Raw genomic sequence first — 12,828 nt, 5'->3', positions numbered from 1 at the left:
CTTGGGGATTTTTTTTAAAGGAATGGCCCCGCCGGTTCCGACCGCCCCCCACCGGAAGTTTCGTCCTCCGCAGAGAGCGAGCCCCGCCATGCCCAGAACCGGCCGCCTGACCACCGCAGCCGCCCTCCTCGCCGCGATATCCGCACTCGCCACGGCCTGCACCGGCCAGAACGCGGACACGGCCTCCGACGACCCGAAGGCGGACGTCACCCTGAACTTCTGGCACGGCTGGTCCGCGCCCGGCGAGGCCAAGGCGATCGAGGACAACATCGCCCGGTTCGAACAGGCGCACCCCAACATCAAGGTCGAGGTCACCGGCAACATGACCGACGACAAGATCAACCAGGCCCTGCGTGCGGGCGGGGACAAGGCCCCCGACGTGGTGTCCTCCTTCACCACCGACAGCGTCGGCAAGTTCTGCAACTCCCGCGCCTTCGCCGACCTCAACCCCTTCCTCCGGAAGTCCGGGGTCGACAAGACGAAGGTCTTCCCCAAGACCCTGCTGGAGTACACCCAGTTCAACGGCAACCAGTGCACGCTGCCGCTGCTGCACGACGCGTACGGCCTCGTCTACAACAAGACCGCCTTCGCGGCCGCCGGCATCACGGAACCGCCCAGGACGTGGAGCCAGTTCACCGAGGTCGCGCAGAAGCTGACCGAACCCAAGGGGGACTCGTACGAGCGGGTCGGCCTGATGCCCACCTTCCACGGCTACGAGACCAAGCCGACGCGGCTCGCGGCGCAGTGGGGCGCCACCTACTTCGGCGCCGACGGCAAGTCCAACCTGGCCGGGGACCCGGCCTTCGCCAAGATGCTGACCGCGCAGAAGGACCTGGTGGACAAGCTCGGCGGCTACGAGAGGCTGGAGAGGTTCCGCAACACCTTCGGTGACGAGTGGAGCGCCGAGCACCCCTTCCACCTGGGCCTGGTCGCGATGCAGATCGACGGCGAGTGGCGGGCCCCGATGGCCAGGGAGGCGGGCGTCGCGTTCGAGATCGGCACCGCGCCCCTGCCCGTCCCGGACGAGCAGGCCGCCGACTACGGCAAGGGCTACCTCTCGGGCACGATCATGGGCATCGCCGCGGGCGGCAAGAAGCAGAACGCCGCCTGGGAACTGGTCAAGTACATGACCACCGACACCGAGGCGGTGGTGGCCTTCGCCAACGCCATCCACAACGTGCCCTCCACGCTGGCCGCCCTGGAGTCCCCGAACCTCCAGGTGACCCCCGAGTTCAAGACCTTCCTCGACATCGCCCGGCACCCGAAGTCCAGCACCACCCCGGCCCAGGCCGACGGCGGCACCTACCAGCTGACCTTCGAGGACTTCGCGTACGGGGTCGAGAAGGGCGACGTGGCCGACATCCCGGCCGGCCTCGCCAAGACCGACCGGCAGATCGACACGGACATCGCGAAGGCGAAGTAGACCCGGATGACCACCCCTGCACTGCGGTCGAAGCGCCGCCGCTCCGCCCTGCGGACCGCGGCCTTCATGTCCCCCTGGCTCATCGGGTTCGCGGTCTTCTTCGCCTACCCCCTGCTGTCCACCCTGTACTTCTCCTTCACCCGGTACGACGGCTTCCGGCAGCCCGCCTTCAACGGCCCGGACAACTGGAACTACGTCTTCACGGACTATCCGCTCTTCTGGCCGGCGATGTGCAACACCCTGTGGCTGGTGGCGGTGATGGTGACCTGCCGGGTCGCCTTCGGCCTCGGCATCGGCCTGCTCGTCACGAAGATCAAGACCGGGGCCGGGATCTTCCGGACCCTGTTCTACCTGCCCTACCTGGCCCCGCCCGTCGCCGCGACCCTGGCCTTCGTCTTCCTGCTCAACCCCGGCACCGGCCCCGCCAACACCCTGCTGGACGCCGCTGGGCTGCCCACCCCGGGCTGGTTCACCGACGCCGACTGGTCCAAGCCGGCGCTCACCGCCCTCGCCCTGTGGGGGGTGGGCGACCTGATGGTCATCTTCATGGCCGCACTGCTCGACGTACCGAAGGAGCAGTACGAGGCCGCCGAGCTGGACGGGGCCGGGGCCTGGGCCCGGTTCCGGCACATCACCCTGCCCAACATCTCGCCGATCATCGCGTTCGCCGTGGTCACCGGCGTCATCCAGGCCATGCAGTACTACGCCCAGCCGCTGGTGGCGGGAAAGGTCGCGGCCGGGGTCATCGGCGGCTCCGGCCAGCAGTTCGAGCCCGGCTACCCCGACAAGTCCACCCTGACCCTGCCGCAGCTCGTCTACAACCTCGGATTCCAGCGCTTCGACTACGGCACGGCGTGTGTCGTCGCGCTCGTCCTGTTCGCCCTCTCCATGGCCTTCACCGCGCTTCTGATGCGGCGCCGTGGCGGACTGATCGGAGCAGGTGAGTGAGCACGCACGGGCGCAAGGCCGTACTCCACTGGATCGGCGTCCACGCGCTCGGCGTGGCCGCGGCCCTCTTCTTCGTCCTCCCCTTCGTCTTCATCCTGCTCACCTCCCTGATGGGCGACCGGCAGGCCCTCACCCGCGACCTGTGGCCCGACACCTGGGAATGGGACAACTACGCCACGGTCTGGAACACGCCCGGCTTCCTGACCTGGTGGCGCAACACCCTGTTGTACGCCGGGCTCGGCACCCTGTTGACCGTGGTCTCCTCCGTGCCCGTCGCGTACGCGCTCGCCAAGTTCCGCTTCCGCCTGCGGCGGCTCTCCCTGCTGCTCGTGATCGCCATGATGATGCTGCCGCCGCAGGTGGTGGTCATCCCCATGTACCTCTTCTGGGCCAAACAGCTCGACCTGTCCGGCACCCTGTGGCCGCTGATCGTCCCGATGGCATTCGGCGACGCCTTCTCGATCTTCCTGCTCCGCCAGTTCCTGCTGACCATCCCCGACGAGTACCTGGACGCGGCCCGCGTCGACGGCTGCGGCGAGGTGCGCACCCTGCTGCGCGTGGTGCTGCCGATGGCCAAGCCCGGAATCGCCGCCGTCGCGCTGTTCCAGTTCTTCTGCGCCTGGAACGACTACTTCGGCCCGCAGATCTACGCCTCCGACAACCCGGCCGCCTGGACCCTCAGTTACGGGCTGGAGTCCTTCAAGGGGGCGCACCACACCAACTGGAACCTGACCATGGCCGCGACCGTGCTGGTCATGGCCCCGGTGATCGTCCTCTTCTTCTTCGCCCAGAAGGCGTTCGTCGAGGGAGTCACCCTGACCGGCGTGAAAGGCTGACGGCAATGAAACTCGCAGTGGTGGGCGGCGGTTCCACCTACACCCCCGAACTGATCGACGGCTTCGCACGGCTGCGCGACACCCTGCCGGTCGGCGAGCTCGTCCTGATCGACCCGGCCACCGACCGGCTTGAACTCATCGGCGGCCTGGCCCGGCGGATCTTCGCCCGGCAGGGGCACCCGGGCAGGGTGACCACGACCGCCGACCTCGACGCGGGAGTCGACGGGGCCGACGCGGTCCTGCTCCAGCTGCGCATCGGCGGCCAGGCCGCCCGGCTGCAGGACGAGACCTGGCCCCTGGAGTGCGGCTGCGTCGGACAGGAGACCACGGGCGCGGGCGGCCTCGCCAAGGCCCTGCGCACGGTACCGGTGGTCCTCGACATCGCCGAACGGGTCCGGCGGGCCAATCCGGACGCGTGGATCATCGACTTCACCAACCCGGTCGGGATCGTCACCCGGGCCCTCCTCCGGGCCGGGCACAAGGCCGTCGGACTGTGCAACGTCGCCATCGGCCTCCAGCGGAAGTTCGCGGCCCTGCTGGACCTCGCCCCCGGCGACATCCACCTGGACCACGTGGGCCTCAACCACCTCACCTGGGAACTGGGCGTGCGCCGGGGCGGCCCGGGCGGCGAGGACCTGCTGCCGCGGCTGCTCGCCGCGCACGGCGAGGCGATCGCGGCGGACCTCCGCCTGCCGCGGGCGGTGCTGGACCGGCTCGGCGTCGTGCCCTCCTACTACCTGCGCTACTTCTACGCCCACGACGAGGTCGTACGGGAACTCGGCACGAAGCCCTCCCGGGCCGCCGAGGTCGCCGCGATGGAGCGGGAACTGCTCGCCCTGTACGGGGACCCCGCACTCGACGAGAAGCCGGCGCTGCTGGCGAAGCGGGGCGGCGCCTTCTACTCCGAGGCGGCCGTGGACCTGGCCGCCTCCCTGCTGGCCGACGGCGGCCCGGCCGTACAGGTGGTCAACGCGTACAACAACGGCACCCTGCCCTTCCTGCCGGACGACGCGGTCGTCGAGGTGCAGGCGCGCGTCGACGCCTCGGGCCCGCGGCCGCTGGCGGTCCCGCGGCTGGACCCGCTCCACTCCGGGCTGATCTCGCACGTGACGGCGTACGAGGACCTCGCGCTGCACGCGGCGCTGCGCGGCGGGCGCGAGCGGGTCTTCAAGGCACTGCTCGCGCACCCGCTCGTCGGCCAGTTCGACCTGGCCGAGCAGCTGACCGACCGGCTCCTCGCGCACAACAAGGAGCACCTGTCATGGGCGTGACCCTCTGTTCCGTCCTCGCGATCGACGCGGGCAACAGCAAGACGGACGTGGCGCTCCTCGCTCCGGACGGCTCGGTCCTGGTCGCCGGACAGGCCGGGGGGTTCCAGCCGTCCCGGACGGGGGTGGCCGCGGCCGTCGACGTGATCGCCGAGGCGATGGCCTCCGTCGGGATGTACGTCAAGGGGGAGGTCGGGCCCTGCGCCGAGCACGTGTCGGCCTGCCTGGCCAACGCCGACTTCCCGGTGGAGGAGTGGAAGCTGGCGCGCGAGATCGAGCGCCGCAACTGGGGGCGCAGGACGGAGGTGCACAACGACACCTTCGCCCTACTGCGCGCCGGCCTGCCCGTGGGCGCCGAGCCGCGCGGCGTCGCCGTGGTGTGCGGGGCCGGCATCAACTGCGTCGGGATGACCCCGGACGGGCGGACCGCACGCTTCCCCGCGATCGGGCGGATCTCCGGCGACTGGGGCGGCGGGGGCGGACTGGCCGACGAGGCCCTGTGGTTCGCGGCCCGCGCCGAGGACGGGCGGGGCGAGCCGACGGAACTGGCCCGGGCGCTCCCCGCGCGCCTGGGCCTCGACTCGATGGCCTCGCTGATCGAGGCGATGCACCTGGGCCGGATCCCGGCCGGGCGGCGGCACGAACTGACCCCGGTGCTGTTCGCGGTGGCGGCCGCCGGCGACCCGGTGGCGCTGTCGCTGGTGCACCGGCAGGCGGACGAGATCGTGGCCATGGCCTCGGTCGCACTGGGCCGCCTGGACCTGCTGGACGAGGAGGTGCCCGTCGTCCTGGGCGGCGGCGTCCTGGCGGCCCGGCACCCGCAGCTGAACGACCGGATCGCGGCGCGCCTCGCCGACCGGGCCCCCCGCGCCCGCGTCCACGTGGTCACGGCCCCACCGGTCCTGGGCGCCGGCCTCCTCGGCCTCGACGCCCTCGGCTCCCCGCCCCTCGCCTACGGCAGACTCCGTGCCCATTTCGGGTGAACCCGCCCCGGAACGGCCGCCGGTCTGGAACCGTGACGCCCGTGCGCGCGTATTGACGGTGAAGGGGTGACGGAGGGCGCCCCAGGGGGTGGATCTCCCCGGATGCAGCACCGGGTGCTGTGGTCGACCGGCACTACGTCCATACTGCTGCGCAGGGGGTGCCTCCCGCCGTTGGCTGGGGGACTACAGGACCGAGGGGGAGGTCACGGTGGCGATCACATCACGCGCGCCCGCGCCCGGGGGCGGTGGCGCCGTGCCGCCCGCGGGGGCACCGGCTTCGCCGCCCCACGGGCCGCCCGGGCAGAGCACCGCCTGGGCCGAGGGCGTGGAGCGGCTGCGCGAGGCGGCGACCACCGAGCCCGGCCGGCTGCGGATCATCGGCGCCGCACTGGCCGCCCTGATCGTGCTGTTCGGCACGGTGAGCGTCTGGGAGATCTCCGGCCGGACCACCGCCGCCGACGACGTGGTGGGCCGCAGCCAGCCGCTGAGCGCGGACGCGGCCAGCATCTACCGCTCCCTCGCCGACGCCGACACGACCTCCTCCAGCGGCTTCCTGCTGGGCGCCCAGGAGCCGCGCGAGGTCCGGCAGCGGTACGAGAAGGACATCGCCAACGCCTCCAAGCTGCTGGTGAGCGCGGCCGCCAACACCGGCGGCAACGAGGACTCCCGCGAGCAGATCGCCCTGCTGAGCGAGCAGTTGCCGCGCTACACCGGCCTGATCGAGCAGGCCCGGGCCACCAACCGGCAGGGCCTGCCGCTGGGCGGTGCCTATCTCCGCTACGCCAACGAGCAGATGACCACCCAGCTGCTGCCCGCCGCGCAGCGGCTGTACGAGGCGGAGACCGGCCGGCTCCACGAGGACTACGACGACGCCCGGTCCTGGCCCCTGGCCTCGCTCGGTGCGGGCCTGCTCGCGGTCGCCGGCCTCGTGTGGGCGCAGCGCCGCAACTACCGGCACACGAACCGGGTCTTCAACCACGGGCTGCTGGCCGCGACGGCCGCGTCGGTGGTGGTGCTGCTGTGGCTGGCCGTCGGCCACACGGTGGCGCGGTCCTCGCTGAGTGAAGCGCGGGCGGACGGGCAGGAGTCGATGAAGGTGCTCAACGACGCGCGGATCGCCTCCTTGCAGGCGCGGGCCGGTGAGAACCTGACCCTGATCGCGCGGGGCGCCGTACTGGCGGAGGACAAGAAGTCCGACAAGTACGACGTGGACTTCACGAACAACATGAAGCAGCTGGACGCCGGGCTGGCGACCGCACTGCGACTGGCCGACGACGAGGCCGGCCGGGGCCCGGTGAGCCGCGCCGTGGACGGCGTGGCGCAGTGGAAGCAGCGGCACACGGCGGCCAGGGAGGCGGACTTGAAGGGCGACTACGAAGCCGCGCTGCCCCAGGTCGTCGGGGACGAGGAGCACAAGGAGAGCAGCGGGGCCGCCTTCGACACGGTGGACGCCTCCTTGGAGCAGGCCGTGGCCCACGAGCAGCGGGAGTTCACCCGGGCGGCCCGGGACGGCATCGACGCGATGGGCGGTCTGGTGACGGGTTCGGCGATCCTGGTGGTCATCGGCGCGGCGGCCGCCCTGCTCGGTATCGGGCGCAGGCTTTCGGAGTACAGGTGAGAGCGATGCGGATACGAGCGAGGCGGGCCGCCGAAGGTCACGAGCAGTACGAGGGGCGCGGGTCGTACGAGGGCCGGGAGGGGCACGCGGCCCTGGAGGGCCGTGCCGGGTCTCCGGGCGGCGCCGGGTCCGGGGTGCGGCGGGCCGCGGGCCGGCTGCGCGGCTGGGGCGGCGTGAGCGCGATGGCCGTGGCCTGCGCGGTGACGGCCGCGGTCGTGCTGCTGCCGCTGGCCCACGCGACGCCCGACACCGGCGGGCCGGCGGTCCGCAAGCCCGCCGCGATGGCGGGGGCGCCGGCCGCGCCGTGGGCCCAGGCCGACACCTGCCAGGACCCGGAGGCGAGCCTGCGCCCGTCCGACGTGGACGGGGCGGCCATCGCGCGGATCAAGGCGGCGGGCAAGCTCGTCGCCGGCGTCGACCAGAACAGCTTCCGCTGGGGCTACCGCAACCAGACCGCCGAGGGCAGCCGTCTCGACGGCTTCGACATCGACCTGGTCAAGGCCATCGCCAAGGACATCCTGGGCGACGAGAACGCGGTCATCTACCGCGCCATCCCCACCAGCCAGCGCATCCCGGCGCTCCAGGAGGGCCGGGTCGACATCGTCGTGCGGACCATGACCATCAACTGCAAGCGGCTGGAGGACGTCGCCTTCTCCACGGCCTACTTCGAGGCCGGGCAGCAGGTGCTGGCCCCCAAGGGTTCGCCGATCACCGGGTACGACACCTCGCTGAAGGACAAGCGGATCTGCTTCGCGGCCGGTTCCACGGCGGAGGCGGCTCTGAGGTCCCAGTCGTACGGCTCGGCCCCGGTCACCGTCGCCAACCAGCTGGACTGCCTGGTGCGGCTCCAGCTGGGCGAGGTCGACGGCATCATCACGGACAACGCCCTCGCGGCCGGCCAGGCCGCGCAGGACCCCTCGGTGCAGCTGGTGGGCTCGCCCTTCACCCGGGAGTTCTACGGGGTGGCGATGAACAAGGACGCCTCGGACCTGGTCCGCCGCGTCAACAAGGTGCTGGAGAACTACCGCGCGGGCGGCAATGACAGCCCCTGGATGAGGGCGTACCTCAAGCACCTCCAGCCCGTGCTGCCCGGCGTGTCCGCGCCTCCCGCTCCCAAGTACCGGGACGGCTGAGGCCGGTGGCGGTTTCGGGTACGGGGCCGGGCGCGGGGCCGGACACGGAGCACGCGGAGAGGGACACGGAGGCGGCAGCGGAAGCGGAGGCACAGTCGGTGGAGGCGGGTTCGGCAGTGATGGACCGGGACGGCGTCGACCGCGCCCTGGCCCGGCTGGGCGCGGAGCACGAGGCCGTCGAGACCTCGCTGCTCGCCCTCCAGGACCACGCGGGGCGCCGGCTGCTGGAGGGCGCCGCGCTGACCGGGATCACCAAGGAACGGTGGACGGCCGCCGACGCGGACATCACCCGGCTGTGGACGTACTTCGACGCCTACAGCGGGGCCCTCACCGCGGCCCGGGAGGTCCGGGAGCGGCGCCGCTGGCCGAACCGCGAGGACCTGATCGAGCTGACGGAGCGGCTGCGCGGGCCCGGCGTGCTGATCGCCGGGGCCGCGGCGGAGGGCGTCGCGCTGGCGGAGCGGCTCTCGCTCGCCGAGCTGGTGGCGCGGATGAACGCTCTGTACGCGCGTTCGTTGGACGTGGTGGTCGCCGCCGACGCCGTGTGGTCGGCGCTGCCCGCCCGGATCGACCTGCTCGCCGCCGAGCTGCACCGCACCCGCTCGCTCGCCCACTCGGTGGGCGTGCGGCCGGGCGAACATCCCTCGGGCGACGACCTGGAGGACATCACCGCGGAGCTGACGCAGCTGCGGGCGCAGGTGATCGCGGACCCGCTGGCCTTCTGGCTGCCGGCGACGGGGAGCGCGGCGCCCGGCGGTGGCCGTCCGGACACCGGGCGCTACGACCGGGCCGCGCTCGCGCTGGAGGACGTACGCCGGGAGGTCGAGGCGGTGCTGGACGTGCGGCAGGACGCCGAGCAGCGGCTGATCAGCCTGCGGGACGTGCTCTCGAGGGCCGACCGGACCCTGGCGGAGGCGCGGACGGCGCGCGGCGAGGTGCTGGCGAAGATCGCCGCGTCCGAGGTGCCGGCGGTGAGCGGCCCGCCGACGGTGCTGCAGGAGCAGCTGGCGGCGGCGGCCGAGCACCGGCGCCAGTCGCGCTGGCACCGGCTCTCGCCGCTGCTGGAATCGCTGGAGGTGAGGGCCGAGGAGGAACTGCGGCGGGCCCGTGAATCGTTGACAGCTGTGACGGCGCCGCTGGCGGTACGGGCCGAGCTGCGCGGGCGGCTCGACGCGTACAAGGCGAAGGTGGCCCGCCACGGAATGGCGGAGGATCCGGTGCTGGTCGAGCGGTACGACGCGGCCCGCCGGATGCTGTGGAGCGCGCCCTGCGACCTGCGGGCGGCCGAGCAGGCCGTCCTGCGGTACCAGCAGGCGGCGGCGGAGTCGCTGGTGCCGCAGCAGGCGAGGCACGAAGATCACCGGCCCGAGCAGGTCCGGCCCGACGGGCCGGGGAAGGAGGACGCATGAGTCTGGTCGGAACCGCGTGCGTTCGCCCCGGCTGCCCGGGGACGTATGAGGACATGGGCGGCGGCGAGCTGTACTGCGACACCTGCGGGCTGGCGCCGGTCGGCGCGGTCGCGGCGGGTGCGGACGATCTGGTGTCGCCTCCGACGGGGATGACGAGCGCTGCCCGGGGCTCGCTGGGATCCGGCGGGTCCCGCGGATCGATGGGTTCGCAGGGCTCGCACGGCTCGGCACGATCCTCGGCCTCGGCCCGCTCCTCGCGGTCCTCCTCGTCCCGTCGCTCGGTGTCGGGGCGGCTGTCGCGGTCCCTGTCGGGTACGGCGTCCACCCGTTCGGTGTCGGTGCGCAGTTCGGGTTCGGCGGCGTCCTCGGGGCGCAGCCGGCTGGGAGCCGGGCTGGTCAACGTTCCGGAGGTTCCGCGTCCGGATCCTTCGGCGGCGGTCCTGGAGAACCCGGAGGTGCCGGAGCGCAAGCGGTTCTGCTCGCGCTCGGACTGCGGGGCTCCGGTGGGCCGGTCCCGCGGGGACCGGCCGGGCCGGACGGAAGGGTTCTGCACCAAGTGCGGGCACCCGTACTCCTTCGTGCCCAAACTGAACCCGGGCGACGTGGTGCGCGGCCAGTACGAGGTGGCGGGCTGCCTCGCGCACGGCGGTCTCGGCTGGGTGTACCTGGCGGTGGACCGGGCGGTCGCGGACCGGTGGGTGGTCCTCAAGGGCCTGCTCGACACCGGCGACCAGGACGCGATGGAGGCCGCGATATCGGAGCGGCGCTTCCTCGCGGAGATCGAGCACTCCAACATCGTGCGGATCTACAACTTCGTGGAGCACCTGGACCAGCGGACCGGTTCGCTGGACGGGTACATCGTCATGGAGTACGTCGGCGGCAAGTCGCTGAAGGAGATCGCGAACGAGCGGCGGCGGCCGGGCGGGCGGCGCGATCCGCTGCCGGTGGAGCAGGCGTGCGCGTACGGGATCGAGGCGCTGGAGGCGCTGGGCCACCTGCACAGCAGGAACCTGCTGTACTGCGACTTCAAGGTCGACAACGCGATCCAGCAGCAGGACCAGCTGAAGCTGATCGACATGGGCGCGGTGCGCCGGATGGACGACGACGAGTCGGCCATCTACGGCACGGTGGGCTACCAGGCGCCGGAGGTCGCGGAGCTGGGCCCGTCGGTGGCTTCCGACCTCTACACGGTGGCCCGGACGCTGGCCGTCCTGACCTTCGACTTCCAGGGCTACACCAATGTGTTCGTGGATTCGCTGCCGGACCCCGAGCACATCGAGGTGTTCAGACGGTACGAGTCCTTCTACCGGCTGCTCGTACGGGCGACGGACCCGGATCCGGGGCGGCGGTTCTCCTCGGCGCAGGAGATGGCGGACCAGCTGACGGGCGTGCTGCGCGAGGTGGTCGCGCTCCAGACGGGCCGGCCGCGGCCCCAGCTGTCGACCCTCTTCGGCCCGGAACTGCGCGTTCCGGACACCCGGCTGTTCGCCGACGCCTCCTCGGGCACGGTCGTGTCCCGGCTGGGCCACCGCCCGATCGCCTCCCGGCGGCGTGGCGGGCTGCTCGGAGCGTTCGGCCGCGCCCCGGCCCGTCCCACGGGAGCACACGCGCCGGGCGGCGCGGCCCTGCCCACCGCGGCGCCCGCTGCGGCGTCAGGACCGTGGGGACCTCCGCACAGCGGCACGGCTCGGCCCGTCGGCAACCACGCCGGTGCGACCGGGCTGCCCGGTACCCCGCCGGGAGGCGTCGCCCTGCCTGCGGGAGCGCCCGGGGCGGCAGGAGCCTCGCCCGCCGGGGCGTTCGGCCCGCAGGCCCACACGCTCACCGGCGGCACCCCGCCGCGCGGGACGCACCGGCCCGGTACGGGAACCCCGCCCGGCGGCGCGGGCCTGCCCGGGGCGGCTCCCGGCGGCACGCCGGGTGCATGGGCGCCCGCGCCGGGCGCTGCGGCGGTGCCCGCGCTCGGGAGCACCGCCACGCACGTGGCCTCGGCGCCCGTGCCCCGGGCCCGTCAGGCTCCGGCAGCGGGGCACGCACCGGCCCCGGTGTCCCCGCCCGCTCCCACCGCGACAGCGGCCCCGGCGGGAGCGACCACCCTCGACGCCGCTGACACCGCCCTGGCGCTGCCCGTGCCTCTGGTGGACGCGGGCGATCCGAATGCCGGTTTCCTCACCGGTCTGCTGGCCTCCGCGCCGGGTGACCTGCTGGGCGCGCTGGCCTCGGCGCCCGCCGACTCGGCCGAGCTGCGGCTGCGCGAGCTGCGGGCCCGGCTGGAGCTGGGCGAGCTGTCCTCGGCCGGGCGCACCCTGGCGGAGCTGGAGGCCCGGCATCCGGACGACTGGCGGGTGGTGTGGGCCCGTGGCATCGCCTCGCTGGCCACCGGTGACAACGAGGTCGCCGCCCTGTCCTTCGACGCGATCTACGACGCCTTCCCCGGCGAGCCCGCGCCGAAGCTGGCCCTCGGGCTGTGCGCGGAGGTGCTGGGCCAGCTGGACAACGCCGCCGAGTACTACCGGCTCGTGTGGATCACCGACCCCGGATTCGTGAGCGCGGCCTTCGGGCTGGCCCGGGTGCAGCTGGCCGCCGGCGACCGGGACGCAGCCGTGCGCACGCTGGAATCCGTACCGGAGGCGTCCATCCACTACACCGCCGCCCGGGTGGCGGCCGTACGCGCACGTCTGCGCGACCGGTCCCCGCAGGAGCCGCTGCTGGCCGACCTGACGGCCGCAGCCGAGCAGGTGGAGGCCCTGCGGCGGTTCGGGCTGGACCCGGAGCGGCAGGAGCGGCTCGCGACGGAGGTTCTGGGCTCGGCCCTGGACTGGGTACTGTCGGGTAGCCGGGGTTCCGACCCCGGCCGGACCTCGCTGCTCGGCAGTCAACTGGACGAGCGGGGCCTGCGCTTCGGACTGGAGCGCTCGTACCGCGTCCTCGCACGGCTGGCGCGGCGTGGCGAGGAAAGGATCGAACTGGTGGAGCGGGCAAACCGTTTCCGTCCCCGGACGTGGGTGTGAGTGATGTCGATGCATCGGCTGTCGGGCTGCCCCAGCTGCGAGGAACCCCTGGAGGAGGGTGACCGTTTCTGCGGCGTCTGCGGCTACGCCGTGACCGCTCCTCCCCCGGCTGCGTCCGCGGACCACCCGACCATGCCCATCCCGCCGGCCCCCCCCGCGGGCGGCGGCCGGGCTCCCGTAACCGCCCGCGGGGGGGGCC

General features: G+C 73.0%; 10 protein-coding genes. All 10 read left to right on the top strand.

The features are described from left to right. The first annotated feature begins 88 nt into the window (after window positions 1-88). Window positions 89-1,423: an extracellular solute-binding protein gene (locus PV721_RS34225; RefSeq protein WP_319731264.1), complete on the top strand. Its 1,335-nt coding sequence runs from the start codon at window positions 89-91 to the stop codon at window positions 1,421-1,423. Window positions 1,424-1,429: 6 nt separating this feature from the next. Then, complete coding sequence (locus PV721_RS34220; RefSeq protein ID WP_319731262.1) at window positions 1,430-2,371, top strand: sugar ABC transporter permease; 942 nt, start codon at window positions 1,430-1,432, stop codon at window positions 2,369-2,371. Continuing rightward, window positions 2,368-3,207, top strand: coding sequence for a carbohydrate ABC transporter permease (locus tag PV721_RS34215; protein ID WP_319731260.1), 840 nt, complete (start codon window positions 2,368-2,370; stop codon window positions 3,205-3,207). The genes PV721_RS34220 and PV721_RS34215 overlap by 4 nt, the downstream gene beginning before the upstream one ends. A 5-nt stretch (window positions 3,208-3,212) precedes the next feature. Further along, complete coding sequence (locus PV721_RS34210; protein ID WP_319731258.1) at window positions 3,213-4,478, top strand: 6-phospho-beta-glucosidase; 1,266 nt, start codon at window positions 3,213-3,215, stop codon at window positions 4,476-4,478. After that, complete coding sequence (locus PV721_RS34205) at window positions 4,469-5,458, top strand: N-acetylglucosamine kinase (RefSeq protein WP_319731256.1); 990 nt, start codon at window positions 4,469-4,471, stop codon at window positions 5,456-5,458. The genes PV721_RS34210 and PV721_RS34205 overlap by 10 nt, the downstream gene beginning before the upstream one ends. A gap of 208 nt (window positions 5,459-5,666) precedes the next feature. Next, window positions 5,667-7,076, top strand: coding sequence for a hypothetical protein (locus tag PV721_RS34200; protein ID WP_319731255.1), 1,410 nt, complete (start codon window positions 5,667-5,669; stop codon window positions 7,074-7,076). A gap of 182 nt (window positions 7,077-7,258) precedes the next feature. Next, entirely contained in the window at window positions 7,259-8,209 is a 951-nt protein-coding gene (locus PV721_RS34195) for a glutamate ABC transporter substrate-binding protein (RefSeq protein WP_319731268.1), read from the top strand. A gap of 119 nt (window positions 8,210-8,328) precedes the next feature. Further along, window positions 8,329-9,618 (top strand): hypothetical protein, encoded by a 1,290-nt coding sequence (locus PV721_RS34190; protein WP_319731266.1) that lies wholly within the window; start codon window positions 8,329-8,331, stop codon window positions 9,616-9,618. Further along, a complete protein-coding gene (locus tag PV721_RS34185) occupies window positions 9,615-12,629 on the top strand; it encodes a serine/threonine-protein kinase (protein WP_319731253.1) in 3,015 nt (1,004 codons plus the stop codon). Before PV721_RS34190 ends, PV721_RS34185 begins: the two co-directional genes overlap by 4 nt. A 3-nt stretch (window positions 12,630-12,632) precedes the next feature. Next, window positions 12,633-12,828: zinc-ribbon domain-containing protein (locus PV721_RS34180; protein ID WP_323806089.1), on the top strand; the 196-nt coding region annotated here is incomplete at its 3' end.

This window comes from Streptomyces sp. MB09-01, assembly GCF_033794505.1.
In the GTDB taxonomy this organism is placed as follows: domain Bacteria; phylum Actinomycetota; class Actinomycetes; order Streptomycetales; family Streptomycetaceae; genus Streptomyces.
This window is presented reverse-complemented; position numbering and strand designations above follow the sequence as displayed.

Excerpts from the sequence above, each read along its gene's own strand:
- PV721_RS34225 (WP_319731264.1), top strand. The coding sequence starts at position 89 with ATGCCCAGAACCGGCCGCCTGACCACCGCAGCCGCCCTCCTCGCCGCG.
- PV721_RS34220 (WP_319731262.1), top strand. The coding sequence starts at position 1,430 with ATGACCACCCCTGCACTGCGGTCGAAGCGCCGCCGCTCCGCCCTGCGG.
- PV721_RS34210 (WP_319731258.1), top strand. The coding sequence starts at position 3,213 with ATGAAACTCGCAGTGGTGGGCGGCGGTTCCACCTACACCCCCGAACTG.
- PV721_RS34205 (WP_319731256.1), top strand. The coding sequence starts at position 4,469 with ATGGGCGTGACCCTCTGTTCCGTCCTCGCGATCGACGCGGGCAACAGC.
- PV721_RS34195 (WP_319731268.1), top strand. The coding sequence starts at position 7,259 with ATGGCCGTGGCCTGCGCGGTGACGGCCGCGGTCGTGCTGCTGCCGCTG.
- PV721_RS34190 (WP_319731266.1), top strand. The coding sequence starts at position 8,329 with ATGGACCGGGACGGCGTCGACCGCGCCCTGGCCCGGCTGGGCGCGGAG.
- PV721_RS34185 (WP_319731253.1), top strand. The coding sequence starts at position 9,615 with ATGAGTCTGGTCGGAACCGCGTGCGTTCGCCCCGGCTGCCCGGGGACG.